General features: G+C 66.8%; 22 protein-coding genes and 1 tRNA gene. 10 read left to right on the top strand and 13 right to left on the bottom strand.

All coding sequences use genetic code 11. From position 1 onward, the window contains the following. Window positions 1-14 precede the first annotated feature (14 nt). From K368_RS0112970 to K368_RS0112935, 8 genes are all read right to left on the bottom strand, one after another. Window positions 15-1,055, bottom strand: a complete 1,041-nt coding sequence (locus tag K368_RS0112970) for a vWA domain-containing protein (RefSeq protein WP_027172778.1) — start codon at window positions 1,053-1,055, stop codon at window positions 15-17. A gap of 57 nt (window positions 1,056-1,112) precedes the next feature. Then, window positions 1,113-2,033 carry a hypothetical protein gene (locus K368_RS0112965; RefSeq protein ID WP_027172777.1) on the bottom strand — a complete coding sequence of 307 codons (921 nt, stop codon included), beginning with the start codon at window positions 2,031-2,033 and terminating at the stop codon, window positions 1,113-1,115. 8 nt (window positions 2,034-2,041) lie between these two features. Next, the gene (locus K368_RS0112960; RefSeq protein WP_027172776.1) at window positions 2,042-2,881 is read right to left on the bottom strand and encodes a DUF58 domain-containing protein; all 840 of its coding nucleotides are present in this window, start codon (window positions 2,879-2,881) and stop codon (window positions 2,042-2,044) included. A gap of 29 nt (window positions 2,882-2,910) precedes the next feature. Further along, window positions 2,911-3,942, bottom strand: coding sequence for a MoxR family ATPase (locus K368_RS0112955; RefSeq protein ID WP_027172775.1), 1,032 nt, complete (start codon window positions 3,940-3,942; stop codon window positions 2,911-2,913). Between the two features lie 108 nt (window positions 3,943-4,050). After that, a complete protein-coding gene (locus K368_RS0112950; protein WP_027172774.1) occupies window positions 4,051-4,341 on the bottom strand; it encodes a methanol dehydrogenase [cytochrome c] subunit in 291 nt (96 codons plus the stop codon). A gap of 91 nt (window positions 4,342-4,432) precedes the next feature. Continuing rightward, on the bottom strand, window positions 4,433-5,023 hold the full coding sequence (gene moxG / locus K368_RS0112945; RefSeq protein ID WP_027172773.1) for a cytochrome c(L), periplasmic: 591 nt from the start codon (window positions 5,021-5,023) through the stop codon (window positions 4,433-4,435). A gap of 86 nt (window positions 5,024-5,109) precedes the next feature. Next, a complete protein-coding gene (moxJ, locus tag K368_RS0112940) occupies window positions 5,110-5,994 on the bottom strand; it encodes a methanol oxidation system protein MoxJ (protein WP_027172772.1) in 885 nt (294 codons plus the stop codon). Between the two features lie 235 nt (window positions 5,995-6,229). Then, window positions 6,230-8,110, bottom strand: coding sequence for a methanol/ethanol family PQQ-dependent dehydrogenase (locus tag K368_RS0112935; RefSeq protein ID WP_027172771.1), 1,881 nt, complete (start codon window positions 8,108-8,110; stop codon window positions 6,230-6,232). 549 nt (window positions 8,111-8,659) lie between these two features. On the opposite strand from K368_RS0112935, the gene K368_RS0112930 reads away from it, so the two are divergent. Both K368_RS0112930 and K368_RS0112925 read left to right on the top strand, forming a co-directional pair. Next, complete coding sequence (locus K368_RS0112930) at window positions 8,660-8,962, top strand: hypothetical protein (protein ID WP_227437372.1); 303 nt, start codon at window positions 8,660-8,662, stop codon at window positions 8,960-8,962. Window positions 8,963-9,157: 195 nt separating this feature from the next. Then, window positions 9,158-9,934: a serine protease gene (locus K368_RS0112925; RefSeq protein WP_245259684.1), complete on the top strand. Its 777-nt coding sequence runs from the start codon at window positions 9,158-9,160 to the stop codon at window positions 9,932-9,934. Window positions 9,935-9,948: 14 nt separating this feature from the next. Here the strand turns inward: K368_RS0112925 and K368_RS0112920 are convergent, their stop codons facing one another. Continuing rightward, window positions 9,949-10,209, bottom strand: coding sequence for a hypothetical protein (locus K368_RS0112920; protein WP_027172768.1), 261 nt, complete (start codon window positions 10,207-10,209; stop codon window positions 9,949-9,951). Between the two features lie 110 nt (window positions 10,210-10,319). Further along, window positions 10,320-11,756 (bottom strand): amino acid permease, encoded by a 1,437-nt coding sequence (locus tag K368_RS0112915; protein ID WP_027172767.1) that lies wholly within the window; start codon window positions 11,754-11,756, stop codon window positions 10,320-10,322. A 139-nt stretch (window positions 11,757-11,895) separates the two neighbouring features. Between K368_RS0112915 and K368_RS0112910 the strand changes: the two genes are divergently transcribed. After that, on the top strand, window positions 11,896-12,963 hold the full coding sequence (locus K368_RS0112910; protein ID WP_027172766.1) for an ornithine cyclodeaminase: 1,068 nt from the start codon (window positions 11,896-11,898) through the stop codon (window positions 12,961-12,963). A 72-nt stretch (window positions 12,964-13,035) separates the two neighbouring features. Next, window positions 13,036-13,965 (top strand): arginase, encoded by a 930-nt coding sequence (rocF, locus tag K368_RS0112905; protein WP_027172765.1) that lies wholly within the window; start codon window positions 13,036-13,038, stop codon window positions 13,963-13,965. Between the two features lie 472 nt (window positions 13,966-14,437). Here rocF and glnA read toward each other — a convergent pair whose 3' ends face one another. Continuing rightward, window positions 14,438-15,850, bottom strand: a complete 1,413-nt coding sequence (glnA, locus tag K368_RS0112900) for a type I glutamate--ammonia ligase (RefSeq protein WP_027172764.1) — start codon at window positions 15,848-15,850, stop codon at window positions 14,438-14,440. Window positions 15,851-16,078: 228 nt separating this feature from the next. Continuing rightward, window positions 16,079-16,417, bottom strand: coding sequence for a P-II family nitrogen regulator (locus tag K368_RS0112895; RefSeq protein ID WP_003600526.1), 339 nt, complete (start codon window positions 16,415-16,417; stop codon window positions 16,079-16,081). A gap of 216 nt (window positions 16,418-16,633) precedes the next feature. Between K368_RS0112895 and K368_RS0112890 the strand changes: the two genes are divergently transcribed. After that, window positions 16,634-18,124, top strand: a complete 1,491-nt coding sequence (locus tag K368_RS0112890; protein WP_027172763.1) for an NAD(P)H-hydrate dehydratase — start codon at window positions 16,634-16,636, stop codon at window positions 18,122-18,124. 312 nt (window positions 18,125-18,436) lie between these two features. Then, the gene (locus tag K368_RS24615) at window positions 18,437-19,474 is read left to right on the top strand and encodes a calcium-binding protein (protein WP_245259572.1); all 1,038 of its coding nucleotides are present in this window, start codon (window positions 18,437-18,439) and stop codon (window positions 19,472-19,474) included. A 253-nt stretch (window positions 19,475-19,727) separates the two neighbouring features. Here K368_RS24615 and K368_RS0112880 read toward each other — a convergent pair whose 3' ends face one another. Beyond that, entirely contained in the window at window positions 19,728-21,227 is a 1,500-nt protein-coding gene (locus K368_RS0112880; RefSeq protein ID WP_027172761.1) for a multicopper oxidase family protein, read from the bottom strand. 196 nt (window positions 21,228-21,423) lie between these two features. Here K368_RS0112880 and K368_RS0112875 point away from each other — a divergent pair. The 4 genes from K368_RS0112875 (at window position 21,424) to clpX (ending at window position 25,372) form a co-directional block, all read left to right on the top strand. Beyond that, window positions 21,424-21,508, top strand: a tRNA-Leu gene (locus K368_RS0112875). Window positions 21,509-21,682: 174 nt separating this feature from the next. Further along, window positions 21,683-23,119 carry a trigger factor gene (gene tig, locus K368_RS0112870; RefSeq protein ID WP_027172760.1) on the top strand — a complete coding sequence of 479 codons (1,437 nt, stop codon included), beginning with the start codon at window positions 21,683-21,685 and terminating at the stop codon, window positions 23,117-23,119. A 131-nt stretch (window positions 23,120-23,250) separates the two neighbouring features. Then, the gene (locus tag K368_RS0112865; RefSeq protein WP_026176059.1) at window positions 23,251-23,877 is read left to right on the top strand and encodes an ATP-dependent Clp protease proteolytic subunit; all 627 of its coding nucleotides are present in this window, start codon (window positions 23,251-23,253) and stop codon (window positions 23,875-23,877) included. Window positions 23,878-24,100: 223 nt separating this feature from the next. Then, entirely contained in the window at window positions 24,101-25,372 is a 1,272-nt protein-coding gene (clpX, locus tag K368_RS0112860) for an ATP-dependent Clp protease ATP-binding subunit ClpX (RefSeq protein WP_027172759.1), read from the top strand. Window positions 25,373-25,524 lie beyond the last annotated feature (152 nt).

The following is a 25,524-nucleotide window of genomic DNA, read 5'->3' as shown; positions in this document are numbered from 1 at the left end:
AGTCAAAAGCGCCTTCATGCGGCGAGCCTCTGCGGCTGAGGCGCCGGCGCGGCGGAGGTGGAGACCACTGGCCGGCGCAGGCTGAGATCCGCTTCGGCGAGCTTGGCCGCGACAAGCAGGATCAGGCCCAACAGGCTGATTCCATAGGCCAATCCGGCGAGATCCCGGCGCGGACGCTGCTCGATATAGGGGATCGGGTCGCGCTCCAGGCGCTCGATCTGGCCGATGGCATCGGCGACCGCCTCGGCGCCCTCGGCCTCGAAGGAGCGGTAGGGCGTGCCGAGGCTCTTGAAGAAGAGATCGAGATGACGTTCGGGCGCCGCCTGAGGTGTGTCCTCCCCCGATGGCCTGTCGGAGATGGAGGGCGAGCCCTTGGTCCGCAGGAACAGCCAGTAGAGGTTCGGCCGGATGCGGGCGAACTCGGCGCGCAAGGTCCCCTGGACGCGGGGGTCGATCACCGCCGCACCGTCCGAGACGATGAGCAGGGCACGCGAAACATTGGCGGTGCCGGCACCGAATTGCGAGAGCGCCATGCCGAGGCCGCGCGCCACGTTGGTGTAGTCGAGGCCCGGCCGGTCGATGGCGGCGATGGCCGCGCGGACCGCTTCGTGCCTGTCGGTCATGGGCACCACCAGCATGGGGGCGGTGGAGAAGGCCGAGACGGCGAACTGGTCATGGGCGCGGCTTCCGACGAACTCGCCGAGCAGCCGGCGCGAGGCCGCCGCCTTCGATTCCTCGGCGCCGGAGGGCTGCAGCCCGGCAAAGGTTTCGTTCATGCTGCCCGAGCGATCGACGAGGATCGAGACCTGGGCGCCGATGCCCGTGCGGGTGATGGTCTCCCCCTGGCGATAGGGGCCGGACAGGGCGACGACGAGGCCGCCGATGGCGAGGATGCCGGCAAGACGCAGGCTCCAGCCGATGAGGCGCGACAGGCCGTCGACGGGGCTGGCCGCGATGCTGGAGAGCGGGGTCACCCGCTGGCTCGACGCGGCCAGCGGCAGCAGCGCCAGCGGCAGCAGCCACAAGACCCAGGGAAAATCCGCCATCAGGCGCATGACACCACCGCCATCAGACCCATGATTCGACCGCCATCGGACGGGTTTTCGGCCCGTTCATGATTCCCGCTCGATGGCGGTGAGTTTCCGGGTCAGGGCGACGATGTCGGCCAGCGGCAGGCGCCGCATGGCGGCCGCCGGACCGGGCCCGAAGAAGCTGTGACGCGAGGCGTCGAGGAACGCGGCGAGGCCGGCCCGTTCCCGCGCATAGGCGGGGTGGCGGGCGAGGAAGGCCGGCAGGTCGTCGGCCAGGACCCGGCGCCCGTCGGTCTCGTCCAGCGCCCGGTGGAGGGCGAGAAGGGCGTCCTCGTAGGCCGCCTCGTCCTCCCCCCGTCCGGCGAGGGCACGCAGGCGGCGCAGGCATCCGGCGAAGGCCCTTCCTCCGCGTTTGGCGAAGGGCCACCATGTCCGGTCCCAGGCCAGGCCGGCGAAGGCCAGCAGGGCCATGGCCGTGAACCCGGCGCCGCCGATGACGAGGGGCTGCGTGTCGAGGGACGCGACCCGCCCGTCCGGACGCAGGTAGCTCCTCGGGTCTTCGCGGGCCGGCGGCTGGACCTCGCGCAGGGGCGAGATGTTGAACGACCAGGGCGGAACCTGGGCCTTGGCCGTGGTGGCGCCCTTGTCCGTATCGCTCACGAAGGAGACGACGAAGCCGGGGATCTCCAGGGCGCGCGCATCGAGGGCGGCGTAGAAGTTCTGATAGGTGAGATCGAGGCGCACGCGGCTGCCGTCGCCCACGGACGCCTGCGTCACGGCGACATTGCGAAGGTCGAGCCAATAGGTGATCGCGCCGGGCTGGGGCAGCGACGCGGCCTGCAGGGCGAAGCCCGGCTCCACCACGATATCGATTTGGGCGCGGATGAGGTCGCCGAGGAAGTAGCCGAACGGGCGCGGCGTGCGCACCTCGACGGAGCGCACCTGCGCCTCGGCGGCGAGGGATGAGCAGAGCAGGAACAGGAGCGGGACGAGGCGACGCATGGGATGCCTCACTGCGCCAGGAGGTGGCGGCTGATCGCGTCCGGGTCGAAGCGGCCCGCAAGACGGAAGGGCGGGCGGCCATAGGTGGAGGCGATCCGGCGCAGGGCCTCGGCCCGCTCGGCTTCGCGCGCGATCCAGCGGCGGCGCAGGCTCGGTCGCATGAAGACCACGCGGCGGCCCGCGCCTTCGAGATCGTCGAGCTCCATCAGGCCCCATTCCGGCAAGCCGTCGTCCTCGGCGGCATCGGCCAGGACCACGGGCACGAGGTCGTGGCGCGACAGGCTCGCGAAGGTCTCGGCGATGAACGTCTCCGGCCAGCGGAAGTCCGAGACCAGGAACACGAACTTCGGACGGCCGACGAGGCGGCGCGCCGCCGCCTCCATCCCGTCCGCGCGGTCCCCGGTACAGGCGGCGTCGGTCAGCCGGGAGACCACGTCGCCGGCCATGCTGCGGCGACGGCTCGCGGGCAGGAACACGTCCTCGCGCAAGGCGGCGTCACAGCCGATCAGGCCGAAGGCATCGCCGATGCGCGTGGCCGAGGCGGCGAGGCAGCCGCAGAAGGACGAGACGAGCCCCATCCTGTCCGCCTCGCCGGAGAAGCGCATGGAGGCGGAGAGATCGACCAGGGCCCAGACTTCGAGGGCCGTGCGGCTCTCGAAGCGGCGGACATAGGTGCCCTCGAACGGATCGCGCAGGGTGGCGCGGACGTCGATGCGGCGGGCATCCGGCATGCGCAGGAACGGCACCTGGTCGCGGAAGGTGCCGAGCCCCCCGGCATCGCGGCCGCGATGGGCGCCCGCCACCGTGCCGGGCACGCGGCCGCGCGGGCGGTAGACGATGTCCGGAATCGGCTCCTGGGGCGTTTTCTCGGGCGCCGTCACGGGGCGGGCACGGTGTCGAACACGGCGCGGCAGAGCTCGGGCACGATGGTGCCGCGGCGCATCTCGTAGATCGGCTCGAGGAAAACGCGATGCGCCATCACCTCGGGAAAGATCGCGCGGATGTCCTCGGGCACGAGCCAGTCGCGACCCTCGAGCCACGCGCGGACGCGGGCGGCCCGAACGAGGAAGGCGACGCCGCGCGGCGAGGCCCCGCCCTGGATCAGCGCCGACATGTCGATGCCGGACAGGCGGATGCCGGCCTCGTGCGGGCGGACCAGGGCCTCCCACAGAGCGACGACATAGGCCTCGATGGCCGGGCTCGCCTGGATGCCGTGCTGGATCGCCGCGCCGATCCCGGCCATGGCCGCGTGATCGAGGACGCCGCCATCGATGCCGGCGATGAGGGCGTCGGTGTCGTGGAAGCGCGGATTGAAAACGAGGGCGCGGCGTGCCTCGGCATCCCGCGGCGCTTCGAGGCCGATCTCCATCAGGAAGCGGTCGCGGGCGGCGGCCGGAAGCTCGAAGGTCTCCTCGCGCTCGACGCGGTTGCGGTCGGCGAAGACCTGGAGATTGGGGAAGCGGTACTCGCGGTTGAACGCGGTCAGGCTGCGCTCGGCCATGAGGCGGAGCAGGAGCGAGTGGACCTGCGGACGGGCGCGGTTGATCTCGTTGAAGAAGAAGATCGACAGGTCTTCGGACTGACGCAGCACCGGGCCGGGCTCGACACGGGGGCGGCCGTCATCGGCGAGGTAGGTGTGATAGATGAGGTCCGACGGCATCATGTCCACCGTGCCCTCGATGCGCTCGTAGGCGCCGCCGAGGGCCCGCGCCACGGCGCGCAGCAGGGTGGTCTTGCCGACGCCGACATCGCCTTCCAGAAGCACATGGCCGCGGGCGAAGAGGGCGATGGTGAGAAGCCGGATGGCACGGTCCTGGCCCACCACGGCGCCGCGGACCGCGCGTTCGAAACGGCCGGCCGCCTCGCGCCAATCGGTGAGCATCGCGTCGCCGGAGCGGATGTCGTTCATGGGGTTTGCCTTTGAGGACAGCGGCCGCGATCCCGGACGGAGCGGTCCAGGCGCCATGGGGATCGCGGTCACCGTGAGGGCCGCCCGGACGAGGGGCGGCCGACGACGTCAGTTGGCGGACAACTTGGTGACGTCGTATTCGAACTTGCCGGTCTTCTTGGCGGCCTCGATGCGCTTGGCGTTACGCTCTTCCATTTGCTTGATGGAGTCGGCCTGCTTGGAGAGTTCCTTCGGGTCGTGCTTCGGGTCGTACTTCGAGCCGGCGATCTTCTCGGGGAAGCCGGGCTTCGGCTCCCAGCAATTGCCGGCGGCCTTGCACTTGGTGCCGTCATAGGCGAGCGCGGGAACGGCGAGCAGCGCGCCCGCACCGATTGCGAGAGCCGTGATGAGTGTCCGCATGGTCGTCTCCTCTGGTTTTGATTGTTACGGCGTTCGCCGCTTCTCGCTCACCGCGCGAGGCATCCTCGCGCGCCGTGACTTCCCAAGACCGCTACTCCAGCGGTGGGCACTGGCCCGGAGCGTCCTTGGGGAAGGTCTCGCCCTGCTTGTAGGGCGTGTATTTCTTCTTCTGCTCGTCGTTGAGCCAGACGGCGTCCTTGACCGGACCGGTATAGAGATGCCGGATCCAGGCGATCGTCTGCAGCATCTCGTCGGGCGTCAGGTTCTCGTTGTGAGGACCCATCATGCCGTTGGCGCCGCCGAAGATGGTGGCGAACAGGCCCGTATCCTCGGTGTTGGACGGATAGGTCCAGTAATTGTCGTTGAGGCCGGGGCCGAGCTTGCCTTCGGCGAGATGCCCGTGACATCCCGAGCACGACGTCGAGAACAGCGACTCGCCGTTGCGCAGGCAGGACTTGTCGTCGATGTAAAGGTTCTTGCCGGTCTGGAAGAATTCCTTGACGGCCGGAGTGTCGCGCCCGCCCTCCTTGCCCTCGGAAGTATTGAGTTCCTCACCGGTGACGGTGTTGCGGAAGGTAATTCCCGTCGACGGGCCGGCATTCGGCTGGGCCAGGGCCGCGACGCCGATGGAGGTGAGTCCAAGGGCGAGGAAGGCGGCGACGGCACGGTTCGTATGACGCATGAATTTGCTCTGTTGATCCCCGGACTTGCGGCCGAGGTGGGCGTACCGGCGCTCAGCGCACCGGCGACGCGGGACGGGGTGGAAGGTCAGTTGGAGACGGGGGTGACGGGCACGCCGTCCTGGCGCAGGATCGCCTCGATCTGCGGTCGAGCCTTGGTGATCGCGGCATCGAGCGCGGTCTTCAGGGCCTGGTCGTCTCGCCGGACGCCCATGGACTGGTCGAAGCTCTGCGGCATCTTCTGGCCGTCGCTGCGCACCGTATCGTCGGGCACGAGGGTCATCCGCAGGGGCTGGCTCGAATCCTTGACGTAGCGGGCGACGTCGGGGGCGAAGGCCACGGCGACGTCGGCCTTGTTGGCGACGACTTCGCTGACCATCCGGGCCGGATCGATCTGGGTGTAGGTGTTGCGGGCCGCGCGGAAGTTCACCAGCGAATAGAGGTAGGCCATGTCCTCCTCGTAGCGGCCGATATCCTTCAGCATCGCCTCACCGGGCGTGCCGAATCCGACGACCATGTGGTCGATCGTCTTAAGCCGCGGGTCCGACCAGGACTTGATGTCGAGGTCCCTGTCGGCGCGGGTGATGAAGACATAGCCGCTGCGGTAATAGGGCTTCGTGGCGAGTACGCGCTGGTCGTCGCTGTCGAGGCCGACCACCACGTCGCACAGCTTCTTGTCGAGGCTGTCGCGCACGAGATAGATCGCCGCCTTGTCGGACCAGACGAACTGCGCCTTGCGGCCCATGGCCTCGGCGACGGCGGAGACGATGCGGTTCTCGAGCCCGGTCCCGTCCTTCATCGAGAGCGGCGGCTGGTTGGCGGCGCAGACCCGGAGGACGGTGTCGTCCGATGGTGCGCTCGCTGCGGGCGTGCCGGTCTGGGCGACGGATACGCCGCCGAGGGCCAGGAGGGCGGCCGCGGAGAGGGCTGCTGCGGAGAGCGCCGACGTGCGGCGTCCGGTGGCGAACGACATGGAGCGTTTCCGTTTCCTGAAATGGGGCGTCGAATTCTTGGATGAATTCTTGTGCGGATTGCCGGTGCCGGACGCGCCTCGCTGCGAGGACGAAGACGTGCGGAGAAGAGTCACGGTCCGGGATCTCTCGACGATCGGGGCATGGCGTGCCCTCTCGCGCGAGGTTCCGTGTCGCGGTGACCCCGCCGGACCCGTAGGCCGGCGGGGCTACCTTGGATGCGAGAAGACTTACGTCTTACTTGGCAGCCGTCTGGTACTCGCCGACGCTCGGATCGTCGTAGGGACCCTTGCCGTTGAGCGAGAACACCATCACGCCGCCGCCCATCTGGGTGTAGTTGGCGAGCTTCTTGAAGGCGCCGACCGCGCCGAGACCGGCCGTCGGATCCTGGAGGTCGAACACGAGGCCGACACCCGGCCAGCCGCCGACGCCGTAGTAGATGGCGACGTACTGGTCACCCTTGTGGGTGTAGGTGATCGGGTAGCCGATGGCGCCGGACGGCATCTTGAACTTCCAGAGCAGGTCTCCGTTGTCCGAGTTGCGCGCCTTGATGTAGCCGTCCAGCGTTCCGTAGAACACGAGACCGCCGGCGGTCGCCGTCGTTCCGCCCCACACGGCGAAGCGCTCCATCTTCTCCCATTTGAACTCGCCGGTGATGGCGTTGTAGCCCTTGATCTGGCCCAGACCTTCGTAGTTCTGGCGATCGCCCTTCGGGCCGGGATACATGTTCAGAGTGGCGCCGACGAAGAACTGACCGGCACGGTAGGGAAGCATGAAGGGCTCCCAATCCATGCAGATGTGGTTGATGCCCATGAAGAAGAGCTTGCGCTCCGGATCGTAGGAATCGTGGCCCTGGTTGTGGTAGCCCATCGCCGAGGGACAGATGTCCTTGGCGAGGTGGTCCATGCGGGTGCCGTATTCGGGATCGCGCACCGGCTGGCCGGTCTTCAGATCGACGGACTTGAACACGTTGACCGTGTCGTCGATCTTGTTGGCCGAGACGAGCGAGCCGTCCGTCCGGTCGAGGGTATAGACGATACCGTTACGGTCCGGATGGGTCAGGAGCTTGCGGTCCTTGCCGTCCTTGTCCTTCTGGTTCGACAGCATCATCACGTTGACGCCGGCGTAATCCCACTCGTCGTGCGGGGTCTTCTGGTAGCCGAACTTGGCTTCACCCGTATCGGCGTCGCGGCCGAAGATGGTCATCGTCCACTTGTTGTCGCCGGGACGCATGGTTTCGTTCCACGGCGCCGGGTTGCCGGTGCCGAAGTAGATCAGGTTGGTGCCGGGATCGTAGGCGTACCAGCCCCAGTTGGTGCCGCCGCCGATCTTCCAGGCATCGCCCTCCCAGGTGGAGGTGCCGAGGTTCTTCTGGCCGTAATGGGGGTTCTTGATGTTGAAGTCGGAGGCCAGCAGCAGGTCCTTGTCCGGACCGGTCGCGTAGGCGCGCCAGACCTGGGAACCGGTCTTCACGTCGTAGGCGGTGAGGTAGCCGCGCACGCCGAGCTCGGCGCCCGAGGAGCCGATGATGACCTTGTCCTTCACCACGTAGGGGGCGATCGTCAGGGTGGAGCCGACCTTGATGTCGGAATTCTCGACCTTCCACACCGTCTCGCCGGTCTCGGCGTTGAGCGCCATGACGTTGCCGTCGAGCAGCGTCTTGAGGATCAGGGACGGGGTCTTTCCGTCGCCGGGCCAGTAGGCCAGACCGCGGTTGACGAGATCGCAGCAGGCGACGGCGCGGGCGGCCGGGTTCTGCTTCGGCTTGTCCTGCCAGAGGATCTTGCCCGGATCGTCGAGACCGAGGGCGAAGGTGTTGTTCGGGAAGGAGGTGTGGATGTACATCTTGTTGTCGACGACGACGGGCGCGCCCTCGTGGCCGTTGAGCAGGCCGGTCGAGAACGTCCACGAGACCTTGAGGTCCTTCACGTTCGTCGTGTTGATCTGCTTGAGCTTGCTGTAGTTGTCCGAGTCGTAGTTCTTGCCCGGCATCACCCAGTTTTCATCGCTGTTCGACAGATCGATGAGCTTGTCGTTGGCTGAGGCGATCCCTGACAGTCCGATCGGTGCCAGGGCCAAGACGGCCAGCACCGAGACTGAATTCAGTAACCTGTTCATTCTGCGTCTCCTGCCCTTCATGCTACGTGCTCGACCCCTGCGGATCGGCCGCGGCCATTGCTTTTGCCGGTTCAGCAAACAGTCAGTCGATCGTTATTATGAACGTATTTATAAGAATAACCTGACGCTGGCCGCTCTTATAAAAGACTTATTACTGATCCATCGGCTAGCTATATAATCATTTGCTTTGCCTGATGTCTTTAGCCACTTCAACCTTTTTTTACAGGACAATCTGGCAACTTGCTCCATGCCTTTATGCAGCTATTCTGGGTCGAGCCGAGCGGGATTTATCGGAATACGACAGAGGTGAACGGCCGATCTTTCCTTGCGGATCGAATGACTTAGTCGGCTCAGTGGACGCGGTCCGCGCGGTGGCGCGATCCCGGGATCGGCGACCGAGACGCGCCGGGCGCGGATGCCGCCCTGGTCACGATGCGCAAGATTTTCGCACCGTGTCGCATCAGGAAAAGCGTCCTGTACCCCCGAACCTGCGCTTTACTCAGTGTGGACCAGCGCTAAACTAAGAGTGGGTAGGAAACAAAACGAGACATGCCGATGATCAGAAGAACAACTGCGCTCGTGATTTGCCTGATTGTCCTGCCATCGATTGCCAATGCGGCACGGCTGACCATGGACGACAAGGTGTCGCGCTGGCCGCGTGCCTCCACGGACGAGAAGATCGATTTCGCCACGCGCATGGGCAAGGCCTTCTCCAGCCTGAACGCTGAGCTCGACAAGAACTACTTCATCCGCTGCCTGGAAGAGACGGCGAATATCGGCAATCCGGGCGAGATCAAGCTGGAATCGGCGGTGAAGATGTGCGTGTCCGTGAAGAAGGACCCGCCGGACTGAGCAGGTTTCGCGGAGGCCCTGCCCTGCGGGCGAGGCCGTCACGTTCCGAACCGCCCTCCTCCCCCGGATCGAGCGGCGATGGCGCAGCATCAGCATCGGTTCACAGCCCAGATGACCCTTGTCGCAGCCGAATGCCCGAGACGCCACGCCTGGTCCCGGACGATGCGAAGACTGGCGCTGGCCGGGCTCGCCGCCATGGCGTCGGCTGCCGCATCGGCGGACGAGCTGCGCATGGCCGCCCTGTATCCGCATGACGGGCGCCGCGATCTCACGGGTGCCGACATCACCCGCTATCCCGGCGCGGGTGTCCTGTTCTGCCATCGCCGGCCGGACGGCATCCCGCAGAAGGCGGCCGCCGCCTGGCTCGTGGGGTCGCCGCGCCTCGTGGTGATGAACGCGCACAATTTCCGCAACCGCCGCATGGAGGTGACGCGGGAGGTGGAGGATTGCTTCTTCCAGATCGGCGGGCGGAACTACGGCTTCGTGCCGGCGAGCCTGCGCCTCGGCGCGGCGCCCGACGCCAAGGCCCTGCACATCACCGACGACTGGGCCTTGATCGACCTCACGGAGGCGGTGGTCGGCCCGCCGCCGCAGCCCGTCCCCGACGCGCCGACGCTGGCCACGGGCATCGCGGAGATCCCCGTGGTGATGGTCTCACCGGGCGGGCATGAGAATTATCGCGGGCCGAGCAGCACCGAGACCTGCGCGATCCATCAGATCGACCCGCCGACGGAGGACGACATCCGCCGTGCCCGGCACAATTGCAACGACGGTTTCGGCGGCTCGGGCTCAGGCCTGTTCGACCTGTCGGGCCGTCTCGTGGCGATGCAGAGCGCCTCGCTCTCCATGAATTCGCGGCGCCCCTTCGACCTCGACTTCCATTACGGCTCCGCCCTGCTGTTCGAAGGCGCCCTGCTGGCGGCGATCAGGCAGGCCGTGGCGGTGGAGGGCGAGGCCCCCAAGACCCGGTGACGCGCCGGGGCGTCTCAATGCACGGTCGGAGCCGGCTCGTCCGGCGCGAGGGTGACGACCTCGGAGAACGGGAATTCGAGGATGGTTTCGCCGGATTCGTCGGTGACCACCAGGATGGCTCCCATCAGGCGCGCCTGGGCCTCCGATTCGGCCATCGTCGCCTGGATCGTGTCGCGGGCGACTTCCCAGGCATGGTCGGCGTCGCGCAATTCCGTGCCGGTGGGATCGGCGATGACCTCCCGGCCGATATGGGTGTGAAAGAAGAATCGGGGCATCGTCGCGTTCGATCCGCTTGAGGAACAGCCGACATCACCTGGAAGCCGCCGAGCGGCGGTGCAAGGCCTGGCGGCCCATCCTATAGAGCGAAACGATCGTCCGTGCCGCTTCAGGCGCGCGCCAGTTGCGAATGACGCCGGGAATAGGCGGTGTAGATCACCAGGGCGACGCCGATCCAGATCGCGAAGAGCAGGTAGGTGTCCCGTGGCAGCGCCGCGATGAGCATGAGGCAGCAGGCGAGGCTCGCGAGTGGGACGAGCGGGTAGAACGGCACGCGAAATCCTCGTGGGAGGTCGGGCCGCGTCCGTCGCAGGATGACGACGCCGAGGGAGACCGCCGTGAAGGCCACGAGGGTACCCATGCTGGTGAGGTTGGCGAGCACGTCGAGGGGGACGAGGGCCGCCAGCGCGGCGACGAAGAGCGCCACCACCAGGGTGTTGGCGTTCGGGCTTCGGCTGCGCCGGTCCACCCGCTGGAACAGTGCCGGCAGCAGCCCGTCGCGGCTCATGGCGAAGAGGATCCGGGTCTGGCCATACATCGTCACCAGGGTCACCGAGAAGATGGAGATGACAGCCCCGATCGACAGGACGAGCGCCGGCCACGCCGTCCCGGTGACGGTCCGCAGGATCACTGCCAGCCCGGCATCCTGCCCGGCAAAGAGCGTCCAGGGCTGAGCGCCGACCCCCGCGACGGCGACGAGGAGGTAGATCGCCGTGACGATGACGAGGGAGAGGAGGATGCCGAGGGGCAGCGTCCGGGCCGGGTCGCGCACCTCCTCGCTCGCCGTGGAGATCGTGTCGAGGCCGATATAGGAGAAGAAGATCGTCGAGGCGGCGGTGCCGATGCCGGCCCAGCCGAACGGTGCGAAGGGCGTGAGGTTCGCCGGCTCGAACGCCGTGAGGGCGATGACGGCGAAGAACACCAGCACCGCGAGCTTCAGGACCACGAGAACCGCGTTGATCGCGGTCGATTCGGCCGCACCGCGCAGGAGCAGCAGGGCGCACAGGCCGATGAGGATGACCGCCGGCAGGTTGACGTAGCCGCCCCGGCCGGGGGGCTGGCTGATCGAATCCGGCATGGTCCAGCCGATGAGCGCTCCGAAGACCTCGTTGAGATACTGGCCCCATCCGACGGCGATGGCCGAGGCGGCGACCGCGTATTCGAGGAGGAGGCAGGCGCCGACGAGGAAGGCCGCGAGTTCGCCGAGCGTCGCATAGGCATAGGAATAGGACGAGCCCGAGAGCGGCAGGGCAGAGGCCAGCTCCGCGTAGCAGAGCGCCGTGAGTCCCGCCGTGACGGCGGCCAGCAGGAACGAGACCAGGATGGCGGGGCCGGCCTCGGGCACCGCCGCGTTCAGGATCACGAAGATGCCGGTGCCCACCGTGGCGCCGACGCCCAACATGACCAAACGGAACAGGCCGATGGAGCGTTCGAGGGGGCGGGCTCCGGCATCGGTATCCTGTGTCGAGGGGGATACGGGTTTCCGCCGCAGCACCGCCCGGCGCCAGTCGCTCCGCCCTTCGTCCGATCCGACCGACGACCCCATCACGACGCGACCCCACGGCGACCGGGACGAGAGGTGCCGATCATGTTGCCCTCATACCGGCAGCAAGCGCCATGCCGCCTCGCGCGGGCACTCCTTGTGCCTATGATCGGCGCGAAACCGTACGGGAGAACGAGGCGTCATGTCGGACAAACTGAATGTCGTTCCCTTCGTCAGCGTCGACAACATGATGCGGCTCGTCCTCGCCATCGGCGTCGAGCGGTTCCTCCGGGAACTGGCCGCCACGATCGAGGCGGATTTCCGGCGCTGGCACCTGTTCGACAAGCAGCCGCGCCTGGCCTCCCACAGTACAGACGGCGTCATCGAACTCATGCCCACCAGCGACGGCACCACCTACGGCTTCAAATACGTCAACGGACACCCGAAGAACGCCCATAGCGGGCGCCAGACCGTGGCGGCCTTCGGCGTGCTCGCCGATGTGGGCAACGGCTACCCGATGCTGCTCACGGAGATGACGATCCTCACGGCTCTGCGCACCGCCGCCATGTCGGCGGTGGCCGCGAAATACCTCGCCCCGAAGGGCGCGCGGACCATGGCGATCATCGGGAACGGTGCCCAGGCCGAGTTCCAGGCCCTGGCCTTCAAGGCGCTGATCGGGATCGATTCCCTGCGGCTCCACGACATCGACCCGGCGGCGAGCGCCAAATGCGAGCGCAATCTCCGTGGGTTCGGCTTCCGGATCCAGGTCTGTGCGAGTACCGCCGAGGCGGTGGAGGGCGCCGACATCGTCACCACGGCGACGGCGGACAAGCAATGCGCCACCATCCTCACCGACAACCTCGTCGGCCCCGGCATCCACATCAACGCCGTCGGCGGGGATTGCCCCGGCAAGACGGAGCTCCACCCCGACATCCTCCGCCGTTCGGAGATCGTCGTGGAATACGCACCCCAGACCCGGCTCGAAGGCGAGATCCAGCAATTGCCCGCCGATCATCCCGTCACCGAACTCTGGCGGGTCATCGCCGGCGAGGTGCCGGGGCGGCGGGACGAGAGGCAGATCACGCTGTTCGATTCCGTCGGCTTCGCGGTCGAGGATTTCTCCGCCCTGCGATACCTCCGCTCGGTGCTGGCCGGCACCGGCTTCTTCGAGGATCTCGATCTGCTGGCGGACCCGGATGATCCGCGCGACCTGTTCGGGATGCTCCTTCGGGCGAAGGGCCGGGCTGGTCCCGATCCTGCGGCGCCGTAAAGATCCGCCGGCCGGTGCCTCACAGGTGTCGTGCGCGGGCCCTATGCTGCCGGCGGATCGGAGAGCGAACCCATGGACGAGAAACGCTGCATCCTCATTGGCGTGCCGGTCCAGGAGGGCACGAGCCGCCTGGGCTGCGACATGGGGCCGAGCGCCTACCGGGCGGCCGGACTCGGCGGCGCCCTCACCGCCCTCGGCCTCGTCGTGGAGGATCGCGGGAACATCGCCCCGCCCCCCGGCGTGGCCGTCGCCCATCCCAATCCGAGCGTGACCAACCTGTCCGATTTCGCGCGCTGGACGGCCGCGCTGGCCGAAGCCGCCTATCGGGCCGGGGGCGAGGGCCTGCCGATCTTCCTCGGCGGCGATCACAGCCTCTCGGCCGGTACGATCTCGGGCATGAGCCGGCGGGCGGCCGAGGAGGGGCGCGAGCTGTACGTGCTCTGGCTCGACGCGCATCCCGATCTCCACACCCTGGAGACCACGACGAGCGGCAACCTCCACGGCGTGCCGATGGCCTATGCCCTCGGCCTCGAGGGGTTCGGCCCCTACCTGCCGCCGCCGGTCGCGCCGGTGAAACCGCAGAATGTCTGCATGATCGGCCTGCGCAGCGTCGATCCGGCGGAACGGCGGACGATCCGCGAGGCGGGGATCACCGTGCACGACATGCGCGCCATCGACGAATTCGGCATCGGCATCCTGCTGAAGGCGTTCCTCGACCGCGTGGCCGCCGCCGGCGGCTGGCTGCATGTGAGCCTCGACGTGGATTTCCTCGATCCGGGCATCGCGCCGGGCGTGGGCACCACGGTTCCGGGCGGCGCCACGTTCCGCGAGGCGCATCTCGCCATGGAGATGCTGCACGACAGCGGCCTCGTCCGCAGCCTCGACCTCGTGGAGCTCAACCCCTTCCTCGACGAGCGCGGCCGCACCGCGATCCTGATGACGGACCTCGCCGCCAGCCTGATGGGACGCAGCGTCCTCGACCGCCCGACGCGGAGTTTTTGACCGACGGGATTCACACCTCTGTTCTTTCAGGCGGAGCGCGTCCCTCTCCCCCTTGTGGGGAGAGGTTAGGAGTGGGGGTGGTTGGGCGACCCTCAAGCTGCGGAGGCTGGCGGGGCCACCCCCACCTCCAACTCCTCCCCACAAGGGGGAGGAGAGCCGCGCATCCCGCGAAATGTGTGACTATCGTAGGCTGCCGAACTTCAGAAATTCCGGGGAGGCCTGCATGTCAACTTCCGTCGTTTCGCGGATATGCAGTGATGATGCCGTATCCTCAAGTGGAAATCGCATCATGAGCAATAACCGCGCCGACACAGTACATTGTTCGTCTGACCGACTTTGTCATACGGGTCCGCTGAGAAATCCGATGAAACAGACTTTCAGCGACTGAAACGCGAAACGCCGGAGCCCCTTTCGAGGCCCCGGCGTCGCGAATCGTTCAAAAGGCCGGGCGAGACCGCCCGGCCGGCTCGTCTCAGAGCGAGTAGTACATCGTGAACTCGACCGGATGCGGGGTCATCTCGTAGCGCATCACTTCCGCCATCTTCAGTTCGATGAAGGAGTCGATCTGGTCGTCCGAGAACACGCCGCCGGCCTTGAGGAAGCCGCGGTCGCGGTCGAGGTTGGTCAGCGCCTCACGCAGGCTGCCGCAGACGGTGGGGATCTTCTTCAACTCGCGCGGGGGCAGGTCGTAGAGATCCTTGTCCATGGCCGGGCCCGGATCGATCTTGTTGATGATGCCGTCGAGGCCGGCCATCAGCAGGGCCGAGAAGGCGAGGTAGGGGTTGGCCATCGGGTCGGGGAAGCGGACCTCGACGCGCTTGGCCTTCGGGTTCGTCGTCCACGGGATACGACAGGAGGCCGAACGGTTGCGGGCCGAATAGGCCAGCAGCACGGGGGCCTCGTAGCCCGGCACCAGGCGCTTGTAGGAGTTGGTGGACGGGTTGGTGAAGGCGTTGAGCGCCTTGGCGTGCTTGATGATGCCGCCGATGTACCAGAGGCATTCCTGGCTGAGATCGGCGTACTTGTCGCCGGCGAAGATCGGCTTGCCGTCCTTCCAGATCGACTGGTGCACGTGCATGCCCGAGCCGTTGTCGCCGTAGACGGGCTTGGGCATGAAGGTCGCGGTCTTGCCGTAGCTCTGGGCCACGTTGTGGATCGCGTATTTGTAGATCTGCATGTGGTCGGCGAGCAGGGTCAGCGTGTCGAACTTCATGCCGAGCTCGTGCTGGGCGGAGGCGACCTCGTGGTGGTGCTTCTCGACCTTGACGCCCATGGACTGCATGGCGGCCAGCATCTCGCCGCGCATGTCCTGCGCCGAATCCTGCGGCGGCACGGGGAAGTAGCCGCCCTTGGTGGCGACGCGGTGGCCGAGGTTGCCGCCCTCGTAATCGGTGAAGCCGTTGGTGGGCAGTTCCACCGAATCGAGCTGGAAGCCGGTATGGTACGGGTCGGAGCCGAACTTCACGTCGTCGAACACGAAGAACTCGGCCTCGGGGCCGACATAGATCGTGTCGCCGATGCCGGTGGACTTGAGGAAGGCCTCGGCGAGCTTGGCGGTGCTGCGCGGATCGCGCGAATACGGCAGGCCCGACGAGGGCTCGAGCACGTCGCAGACGATCGACATGGTGGAGGCCGAGAAGAACGGGTCCATGCAGGCGGTCGCCGGGTCGGGCATCAGCAGCATGTCGGATTCGTTGATCGCCTTCCAGCCGGCGATCGACGAGCCGTCGAACATCGTGCCTTCGGCAAAGATTTCCTCATCGACGAGGGACACGTCGAACGTGACGTGCTGCCACTTTCCCCGGGGATCGGTGAAGCGGAAATCGACGTACTTGACGTCGTTGTCCTTGATGTCCTTGAGGACCTGATCGGCGGTCTTTGCCATCCCTGTGTCTCCTTCGAGGCTCGGCCTGTTTCGGCCGTGGTTTTGCCGCACCACGCGGTGGCGTGCCGCGGATTGGGAAGGGGCGTGCGCGAAGGGACTTAGCTTCTGGTGCGGCGCGAGGCTAGAGCCGTGCGCGGCCGGATCGTGACAGGTCGATGCCTTCGCATCCCGTCGTATCGCTCGACCCTTGTCGCTCGACCCTCGCCGTGGACCGGCCGAGGCCCCGCGTCAGATGGCGTCGGTGCCGGTCTCGCCCGTGCGGATGCGGATGGCTTCCTCGATGGTCGAGACGAAGATCTTGCCGTCGCCGATGCGCCCGGTCTGGGCCGACTTGCGGATAGCTTCGACGGCACCCTCCACCAGGGCGTCGGACAGGACGATCTCGAGCTTCACCTTGGGCAGGAAGTCGACCACGTATTCGGCGCCGCGATAGAGCTCGGTATGGCCCTTCTGCCGGCCGAACCCCTTGGCTTCGATCACGGTGATGCCCTGAAGGCCGACCTCTTGAAGGGCCTCCTTCACCTCGTCCAGCTTGAATGGCTTGATGATCGCTTCGATCTTCTTCATGCCGAACGGGCCTGACCTGAATGCTGCTCCGGGCCCTTTTCCTACCATCGCGGCTCGGCCTTCGCCACGCCGTTTTCCCCGGGACGGGCGTTAAAATGCCTATTCGGTAGGCATTGAATGCAAATCGTTTCAGCCATGACTGCTTTGCGCCTGAAATAGCGGCGCGGCATGAGTGGTGCGCAGGCATGGTCACACGAGACAAGACGAAAGTTCGCAATGCCGTCACACCGTCTGATCACCGTCGACGCGATGCGAAGAATGGATGAAGCCGCGATCGCGGCGGGCGTTCCGGGGATCGAACTGATGCGCCGGGCGGGTGCCGTCGTAGCCGCCAGGGCCGCCGCGATGGTACCTGCGTCCTCGCGGATCCTGGTCCTCTGCGGACCCGGCAACAACGGCGGGGACGGTTTCGTCGCCGCCCGCCTCCTCGAACGGAACGGCTACGCCGTCGACCTCGTCTGCACCGTGCCGGTGGAGAGCCTGACGGGTGATGCCGCCCTGGCGGCGGCGGACTGGCAGGGGCTCGTCCTCACCGAGGCCGATCCGGTTGGCGCCGCCCTCGTCGTCGACGCCCTGTTCGGGGCGGGCCTGTCCCGCGACCTCGACGGCGCCGCGAAGACCCTGGTCGAGCGGGTCGCGGCGAACAGCGTTCCCGTCCTCGCCGTCGACGTTCCGAGCGGGATCGACGGCGATACCGGAGCTTTGCGCGGGGTCGCGCTGAGGGCACACGAGACGGTGACCTTCGTCGCGCTCAAGCCCGGCCATCTGCTGCAGCCGGGCCGCGACCATTGCGGCCATCTCCACGTCGCCGATATCGGCATCGGCGACGCCGCCCTCGAACAGGGGCTGGCCGGCACACCGACGGTCTGGCGCAACGGGCCCGATCTCTGGGGCGGCGCCTTCCCGAGGCTCGACGCGATCAGCCACAAATATACCAGAGGCCATGTCGTGGCCCTGTCCGGCCCGGCCTTCAAGACCGGGGCGATCCGCCTCGCCGCCCGCGCGGCGTTGCGGGTCGGCGCCGGCCTCGTCACCGTGGCCTCCCCCGCCGCCGCGATGGCGGAGAACGCCGCGCATCTCACCGCGATCATGCTGACGCCCTGCGAGACGGCCGACGACCTCGACGATCTCCTGGTGGACGAGCGCCTGAACGTGATCCTCGCCGGGCCAGGCCTCGGGAGCGGCGAGGCGACGCGCGAGCGCGTCGCCGTGGCGGCGGGGGTCGGGCGAAGCCTCGTCCTCGACGCCGACGCGCTCACGAGCTTCAAGGGCGAGGTCGATCAGTTGGCGAGCCTCGTCGCGGATGGCGGCGGGCAGGCAGTGCTGACCCCGCATTCCGGCGAGTTCGCCCGCCTCTTCGCCGGTACCGATGCCGTCGACCCGGAGGCGAGCAAGCTCGAACGGACGCTGAGGGCGGCGTCCATCGTCCGGGCGGTGGTGGTGCTCAAGGGCGCCGATACCGTCGTCGCCGCGCCCGACGGACGCGCCGTCATCAACGACCACGCCACGCCCTATCTCGGAACCGCCGGTTCCGGCGACGTTCTGGCCGGTCTCGTCGCCGGTCTGCTGGCGCAGGGCATGCCGGCCTTCGAGGCCGCCTGCGCGGCGGTGTGGCTCCACGGCGATGCCGGGTTGCGGCACGGGCCGGGCCTCATCGCCGAGGATCTGCCGGAGATGATGCCGAAGGTTCTCTCCGGCCTGCGGTGACGGCCGACCGCCTCGGGAAGGGCGTGGAGAACGATCCGGCGCGTCCGGATCGATGGGCCGCGCCGTCCCGCTGTGGAGGAAACTATCGGAAATTCGAGTGATTTATCAATGGATCTGTACTAAAAATGGCGAGACCAAAACTTCTGTTTTCGGAAATGCGGCATGCCGACCTTTTCATTCACGCATAACGATGATTACGATATCTCAAACACCGTAACAGTGGGTGGTTATGGGTCTGATGATTCGAGCGGACCGACTGATATTCATGCATTTGGCCCCCTGACATACAATAGATTTATCTTCAATAACTATTTGGACCTTAGCCGGGGTGGAGCGTATTTCACCGACGCGAACAGGGACGAGGGCGGGGTTCCCGGATACGCGATCACCGGGACCGAATACTCGGTCTCGGCCGATATGTCGGACAACACGGCCGCGGTCTATCTGGAGGGCGGTGATTTCGGCGATATCCTGCGGTCCGGCTCCAGCTTCGACACCCTGAAGGGGGGAAGCGGAAACGACGTGCTGGAAGGCGGCGAGGGCGGAGATACGATCGAGGGCGGCCTGGGTATCGACACGGCGAGCTACGAGCATGCCACCGGCAGGATCTACGCCAGTCTGGAAGCGCTGGTCGGCTATGAAGGCGATGCCCTCGGAGACCTACTCTCCGGCATCGAAAACCTGATCGGGAGTGCTTTCGACGATTCGCTGGTCGGAGACGATGGCAAGAACACACTTCGCGGCAATGGCGGCGAGGACGACTTCGCCGGGAGAGGCGGTGACGACCGGATCGTCGTGTCTTCGACGCCCCTCTACGTCAGCGGTGGCGACGACAAGGACTTTCTCATCGCGATGGGGGGCGGCACCGTCAGCCTCATCGAGACGAGGCTCTCCGGCATCGAGGCCGTGTATGTCCGCAACGACACCCATCTCGATATGTCCAACGTGCTGGCCGGGAGCAAGATCGTCTCGCAATCGACCTCGGGCCACGCCGTCGAGATCGTCGGCACGTCGGGCAGCGATACGATCAGGGCCGGCAAGGGTGGGGATACGATCGACGGCGGAAGCGGCGGCGATAAGCTCTTCGGCGGCATCGGTGCCGACAGCTTCCACTTCGGGGACGATTTCGGCCGCGACAAGCTCTATGGCCTCGATCTGAACGCCGATCACATCGCCGTCGACATCGCCGGTGTCGATGCAAGCGATATCGTGCTCAGCTCCATGAGCGGCGGCCGCCATACGCTGGTGACGTTCAAGGGCGTGGAGGCCGGGAACAAGATCATCCTGTACGACACGAACGTCGACGATGTCCGTGACGTCCAAAACGAGCTCTTCCTGTTCGGGGCCTGAGGGTCCGCCGGATCGGATGCCTCGGCGGATGGTCATGCCGAAGTCGATCATCCGGTCAGACCTCCTCATCCTGAGGTGCCCTTTATGCCCATGCAAAGGGCTTTGAGGGAGCACTCCAGAACCCACTGCGATCCCTGGAGCCCTCCTTCGAGGCCGCTACGCGGCGCGTCAGGATGAGGTAAAGTCTTGGGGAAACACCTCGAACAGGCTCCAAGCAGCTCGGCGGCGGCCGCGGCGAGCGGCCCCCCTCCCCTCAGGTCACTTCGAAGCTCGTCCACAACCCGGTATCGAACCGCTCCAGCACCGTGGAGCCGATGACCCAGCGGCCCGGATTGTCCGCCTTGAAGGCGATCCGGGCCGTGCGCCCTTCGAGCAGCTGGAACGTGTCGAGCCAATAGGGCTCCCAGCCGTCGTCCAGGGGGTGAAGCAGCCGGAAGGCGTGGCCGTGGAGGTGCAGGGCCTGCGGGAAGGCGGTGTCGTTCCGGATCGCGAGGACCACCACCTGGCCGCGCTTCACCGTGAAGGAGGGAGCGACGCCGGAGGCACCCGTGATGCCGTTGATGGCCCAGACCCGGTTCGGATCGCCCGAATAGGCCGGTTCGGCGCTGGGCTTGTCCTTGTCGAGTTTGGCGCCGCCGGTGATCGCGATGTCGCGGCGCACGGCGTTCTGGAGCTTGACCTCGGCGGGCAGGAGCTTGTTCTCGCCCACCGGCGCGATCGGCGGGCGCTTCTCCGTCACCGGCTGGCCCTTGGCGGTGAGGGTCGCCAGGACGAGGCCGTTGCCGATGAGGGCGTTGACGGTGACGCCGGCGCCGGCCTCCGCCGGCATGTCGAGCATCAGGTCGTAGCGGGTGCCGGGGGGGAAGGGCAGCGTCGCGCGCAGAGGCTCGAACGTGTCGGTGGGCTGGCCGTCCACCGCCACCACGTAGACCTTGGCGCCCTCGAACCGGATGCGGGTCCCCCGCGCGTTGCAGACATTGCCGAGCCGCAGGCGGATGCGCGATCCCGGACGGACCTCGATCGCTTCCGGCACCGGCTTGCCGTTGATGGTGACGAGGTTGCCGAGGCGCCCGGAGGCCGCGGCGAAGGCGGCCTGCCCGAACGGCATCAGCGTGCCGTTCTCCTCCAGCCGCCAATCCTGCATCAGCAGCGCGAGGTCCTGGTCGAGGGACGGCGGCGCGGTCTCCTCGACAACCAGCGCACCGGCGAGGCCGCGCCCCGACGGTTCGCTCGAACCGCCCACGACGAGGGGGCGTATCAGGAACGTGCCCGCATCCGGCGGGACGAAGGCGTAGGTGAAGTCCGTCCCCGGCGCGATCGGCGGCTGGGTCACGCCGCCGACGCCGTCCATGGCGTTCTGGTTGCGCACCCCGTGCCAATGCAGGGAGAGCGGCTTGTCCGTCTTGTTCTCGACGCGCAGGCGGACGGTATCGCCGAGCTTGGCACGGATGACGGGGAGTCTCGCTGTGCCGTCGAAGGTCCAGACCGGCGTCTCGGCCGCCGGCTCAGGTTTCAGGCGGTTCGTTCCCGGCGCGGCGATGAGCGGGCGCGGTTCCGATAAGGATTCTGCCGGCTTGACCGGTGCGGGCGCCGGCTTGGGGACGGCTTTGCCAGAGCCCGTCTGCGCCTCGGCGCGCGGGATGAGAGCCGGTCCGGCAAGACCGAGGGCCGCCGCCCGGCTGATCAGGGACCGGCGGGACAGACTGCCTGTCTCCGAGGGGGGACGGCCATTCTTCGGGTCGGAACTCGGCATATCACCTCGGACGGGAGTCGACGGACGGGCGGGCGCATCCGCCCCGCCGGCCTGCTTGTAGACGGCGGTCCGGCGCGGCGCCAACCACCGCCGCGCCCCCGATGGCCGGCGCCTGATTTTTTTGCTGCGGACTTGCGCGCGCATGCTATAGGACCGCGCTCTGGCGGCTGAAAAGGCGCGCCGGGCGTTGGCGCTTGCGGGCGTGGCGGAACTGGTAGACGCGCTGGATTTAGGTTCCAGTGTCGCAAGACGTGGGGGTTCGAGCCCCTCCGCCCGCACCAGCCTCCGCCGTCGGGAACGGATTGGCTCACAGCGATGGCCGGCCCGCTCTGCCGCTCGGAGTCGGCCTCCGGTCGGGCGCGCTTCGTCAAACGCCGCCTGTGGTGTCACGCCCTGACGGCGGCGCCACGCGAGATTTTTTGACCGATCACACGGACGACAGCGGGAAGACGACGATGCAGGTGACCGAGACACTCTCCCAGGGTCTGAAGCGCGAGTTCCAGGTGCTTCTGGCCGCCAAGGAGCTCGAAGAGCGCCTGACGACCGAGCTGTCCACCCTCAAGGACAAGGCCCAGATCAAGGGCTTCCGCCCCGGCAAGGTGCCGGTGGCCCATCTGCGCAAGCTCTACGGCCGCTCGGTGATGGCCGACGTGCTGCAGAACGCGGTCAACGAGGCCAACCAGAAGATCGTCGCCGACAACAACCTCAAGCTTGCCCTCGAGCCGAAGATCGAATTCCCCGGCGAGGCCTCGATCGTCGACCGGGCGCTGTCCGCCAAGGACGACGTCTCCTTCAACGTCGCCCTCGAAATCCTGCCGAGCTTCGAGCTCGCCGACCTGTCCGACGTCACCCTGACGAAGCAGGTCGCCAAGCCCAGCGACGAGGAGGTCGACGAGGCCATCAACCGCATGGCCTCCTCCAACCGCGCCTTCACCCCGAAGGACGAGGGTGCCGAGGCCGCCACCGGCGACCGCGTCACCATCGACTTCGTCGGCAAGATCGACGGCGTCGAGTTCGACGGCGGCAAGGGCGAGGGTGTCGATCTGGAGCTCGGTTCGGGCTCGTTCATCCCCGGCTTCGAGGACCAGCTGGTCGGCGCCAAGGTCGGCCAGTCGCTGGTGGTGAAGTCGACCTTCCCCGAGGCCTACGGTGCCGAGCACCTGGCCGGCAAGGACGCCGAGTTCGACGTGACCGTCACGGCGATCCAGGCTCCGGGCGAGAGCAAGATCGACGACGAGCTCGCCAAGGGCTTCGGCATGGAATCGCTGGAGAAGCTGAAGGAGGCCGTCGCCGGCGCCCTCGGCGGCGATTTCGAGGCCCAGTCGCGCCGCAAGCTCAAGAAGGAGCTCCTCGACGCCCTCGACGGCAAATACGCCTTCGATCTGCCCCCGAGCCTCGTCCACCAGGAATTCGCCGCCGTGTGGGCCCAGGTCGAGCAGGACCTGAAAACCCGCGGCAAGACCTTCGAGGACGAGGGAACCACCGAGGAAAAGGCCACGGCCGAGTACCGCAAGATCGCCGAGCGCCGCGTCCGTCTCGGCTTGGTGCTTGCGCAGGTGGGCGAGACCGCCGATATCAAGGTCAGCGACGACGAGGTGAACCAGGCCCTGATCGCCCGTGTCCGGCAATATCCCGGACAGGAGCAGCAGGTCTGGGACTTCTACCGGAAGAACGCACAGGCCCTGGCCGAGCTTCGCGCACCCCTGTTCGAGGAGAAGGTCGTCGACCATGTCCTCGCCCAGGTGAAGCTGGTCGAAGAGCCCGTCTCGAAGGATGCTTTGTTCGCCGACGAGGATGCCGATGCGGCCAGCGCCGAATCGACGGAGTCGAAGGCGGACGAATCCCAGGCTCCTTCGGGCGACGATCTGCCGGCCGTCGCCAAGGCCGATTGAGCTCGAGGCTCCCAAAAGGGCGGCGGGCTTGGATGTAAAGGCGGCGTTCACCGCCGCCGTAGTTCGCTGACACGTCCGGCCCGCGCGCGATTCGCGCGGCCGGACCCCTTGAAGCCTGGGGCACGAGAATGATGAGAGATCCGGTCGACTACTATAACAGCGCACTCGTTCCCATGGTGGTCGAGCAGTCGAGCCGCGGCGAGCGCGCGTTCGACATCTATTCCCGCCTGCTGCGTGAGCGGATCATCTTCCTCACCGGCCCGGTCGAGGATTACGGCGCCTCGCTGATCGTGGCGCAGCTGCTGTTCCTCGAAGCCGAGAACCCGAAGAAGGAAATCTCCTTCTACATCAACTCGCCCGGTGGCGTGGTGACCTCGGGCCTGTCGATCTACGACACGATGCAGTTCATCCGCTGCCCGGTGACGACCCTCTGCGTCGGCCAGGCCGCCTCGATGGGATCTCTGCTGCTCACCGCCGGCGAGCCCGGCCACCGTTTCGCCCTTCCGAACGCCCGCATCATGGTCCACCAGCCCTCCGGCGGGTTCCAGGGCCAGGCGACGGACATCCTGATCCATGCCCGCGAGATCGAAGCGCTGAAGAAGCGCCTCAACGAGATCTACGTGAAGCATACCGGGCGCGACTACGACACCATCGTGCAGGCCCTCGAGCGCGACAATTTCATGACCGCCGACGCGGCCAAGGAATTCGGCCTGATCGACGAAGTGATCCAGAAGCGTCCCGAGCCGGCCGCCGCCTGATCTCGACCGCGCCGGGGCCGCCTGGCGGCCCCGGCGCGTCCTTTAGAGGCGGGCCGTATGTGCGGCTTTGCCTTGATCCCGTCGCGGCAGCATGCTTGCATCGCGAGTCTGACCTACCGGCAGAAAGCGCGCAGGTGACTGTTTCTTTAGGCGGGCGCCCTTAGATCTTAAAAGATGCGCGTGCGCCCCGGGGCTGGCGTCGCACCCGCGAACGGAGACCGACATGAGCAAGACTGGCGGCAACGACTCGAAGAGCACGCTGTACTGCTCGTTTTGCGGCAAGAGCCAGCACGAGGTCCGCAAGCTGATCGCGGGCCCGACGGTGTTCATCTGCGACGAGTGTGTCGAACTGTGCATGGACATCATCCGTGAGGAATCGAAGTCCTCCCTGGTGAAATCGCGCGACGGCGTGCCCACGCCGAAGGAGATCCGCCGCGTCCTGGACGATTACGTCATCGGCCAGGATTTCGCGAAGAAGGTCCTCTCCGTCGCGGTCCACAACCATTACAAGCGTCTCGCCCACGCCTCGAAGCACAACGACGTCGAGCTGGCGAAGTCGAACATCATGCTGATCGGGCCGACCGGTTCGGGCAAGACGCTGCTCGCGCAGACCCTGGCCCGCATCCTCGACGTGCCCTTCACCATGGCCGATGCGACGACGCTCACCGAGGCCGGCTATGTCGGCGAGGACGTAGAGAACATCATCCTCAAGCTGCTCCAGGCATCGGATTACAACGTCGAGCGGGCGCAGCGCGGCATCGTCTACATCGACGAGATCGACAAGATCTCGCGGAAATCCGACAACCCGTCGATCACCCGCGACGTGTCGGGCGAAGGCGTGCAGCAGGCCCTCCTCAAGATCATGGAAGGCACCGTCGCCTCCGTGCCTCCCCAGGGCGGCCGCAAGCACCCGCAGCAGGAATTCCTGCAGGTCGACACCACCAACATCCTCTTCATCTGCGGCGGCGCGTTCGCCGGGCTGGAGCGGATCATCTCGGCGCGCGGCAAGGGCACCTCGATCGGTTTCGGCGCCACCGTTCAGGCTCCGGACGACCGCCGCACCGGCGAGATCTTCCGCAATGTCGAGCCCGAGGATCTGCTGAAGTTCGGCCTGATCCCGGAATTCGTCGGCCGCCTGCCCGTGCTGGCGACGCTGGAGGACCTCGACGAGATCGCGCTCAAGCGCATCCTGCAGGAGCCGAAGAACGCGCTCGTCAAGCAGTACCAGCGCTTGTTCGAGATGGAGAATGTCGACCTGACCTTCCAGGACGAGGCGCTCTCCATGGTGGCCCGCAAGGCCATCGAGCGGAAGACCGGCGCCCGTGGCCTGCGCTCGATCCTCGAGACGATCCTGCTCGAGACGATGTACGACCTGCCCGGCCTCGAATCCGTGGAGCAGGTGGTGATCGGTCCGGAAGTGGTGGAGGGCAAGTCGCGCCCCCTCTACATCCATGGCGACCGCAACAAGGACGTTCCGGCGAGCGTCAGCGCCTGAGGGTGCGACTCGGCGGCCGAGGTTAGCCGCCGAAACGGACCGGGGAGAATTCTTGAAAAAGTCCTCCCCGGCTTCCATCTGAATTGTCAGACGCGACGGCCGCACGCTCACCTCCTGAGGTGCGGTGTCCGCCTCCAGCCTCACAGTTCAAC

Origin of the sequence: Methylobacterium sp. 10, from assembly GCF_000519085.1 — a bacterium.
In the GTDB taxonomy this organism is placed as follows: Bacteria; Pseudomonadota; Alphaproteobacteria; order Rhizobiales; family Beijerinckiaceae; genus Methylobacterium.
The sequence above is the reverse complement of the archived record's forward strand: the minus strand, read 5'-3'. Positions and strand labels throughout refer to the sequence as shown.

Excerpts from the sequence above, each read along its gene's own strand:
- K368_RS0112970 (WP_027172778.1), bottom strand. The coding sequence starts at position 1,055 with ATGCGCCTGATGGCGGATTTTCCCTGGGTCTTGTGGCTGCTGCCGCTG.
- K368_RS0112965 (WP_027172777.1), bottom strand. The coding sequence starts at position 2,033 with ATGCGTCGCCTCGTCCCGCTCCTGTTCCTGCTCTGCTCATCCCTCGCC.
- K368_RS0112955 (WP_027172775.1), bottom strand. The coding sequence starts at position 3,942 with ATGAACGACATCCGCTCCGGCGACGCGATGCTCACCGATTGGCGCGAG.
- K368_RS0112950 (WP_027172774.1), bottom strand. The coding sequence starts at position 4,341 with ATGCGGACACTCATCACGGCTCTCGCAATCGGTGCGGGCGCGCTGCTC.
- moxG (WP_027172773.1), bottom strand. The coding sequence starts at position 5,023 with ATGCGTCATACGAACCGTGCCGTCGCCGCCTTCCTCGCCCTTGGACTC.
- moxJ (WP_027172772.1), bottom strand. The coding sequence starts at position 5,994 with ATGTCGTTCGCCACCGGACGCCGCACGTCGGCGCTCTCCGCAGCAGCC.
- K368_RS0112935 (WP_027172771.1), bottom strand. The coding sequence starts at position 8,110 with ATGAACAGGTTACTGAATTCAGTCTCGGTGCTGGCCGTCTTGGCCCTG.
- K368_RS0112930 (WP_227437372.1), top strand. The coding sequence starts at position 8,660 with ATGCCGATGATCAGAAGAACAACTGCGCTCGTGATTTGCCTGATTGTC.
- K368_RS0112925 (WP_245259684.1), top strand. The coding sequence starts at position 9,158 with ATGGCGTCGGCTGCCGCATCGGCGGACGAGCTGCGCATGGCCGCCCTG.
- K368_RS0112920 (WP_027172768.1), bottom strand. The coding sequence starts at position 10,209 with ATGCCCCGATTCTTCTTTCACACCCATATCGGCCGGGAGGTCATCGCC.
- K368_RS0112915 (WP_027172767.1), bottom strand. The coding sequence starts at position 11,756 with ATGGGGTCGTCGGTCGGATCGGACGAAGGGCGGAGCGACTGGCGCCGG.
- K368_RS0112910 (WP_027172766.1), top strand. The coding sequence starts at position 11,896 with ATGTCGGACAAACTGAATGTCGTTCCCTTCGTCAGCGTCGACAACATG.
- rocF (WP_027172765.1), top strand. The coding sequence starts at position 13,036 with ATGGACGAGAAACGCTGCATCCTCATTGGCGTGCCGGTCCAGGAGGGC.
- glnA (WP_027172764.1), bottom strand. The coding sequence starts at position 15,850 with ATGGCAAAGACCGCCGATCAGGTCCTCAAGGACATCAAGGACAACGAC.
- K368_RS0112895 (WP_003600526.1), bottom strand. The coding sequence starts at position 16,417 with ATGAAGAAGATCGAAGCGATCATCAAGCCATTCAAGCTGGACGAGGTG.
- K368_RS0112890 (WP_027172763.1), top strand. The coding sequence starts at position 16,634 with ATGCCGTCACACCGTCTGATCACCGTCGACGCGATGCGAAGAATGGAT.
- K368_RS0112880 (WP_027172761.1), bottom strand. The coding sequence starts at position 21,227 with ATGCCGAGTTCCGACCCGAAGAATGGCCGTCCCCCCTCGGAGACAGGC.
- tig (WP_027172760.1), top strand. The coding sequence starts at position 21,683 with ATGCAGGTGACCGAGACACTCTCCCAGGGTCTGAAGCGCGAGTTCCAG.
- K368_RS0112865 (WP_026176059.1), top strand. The coding sequence starts at position 23,251 with ATGAGAGATCCGGTCGACTACTATAACAGCGCACTCGTTCCCATGGTG.
- clpX (WP_027172759.1), top strand. The coding sequence starts at position 24,101 with ATGAGCAAGACTGGCGGCAACGACTCGAAGAGCACGCTGTACTGCTCG.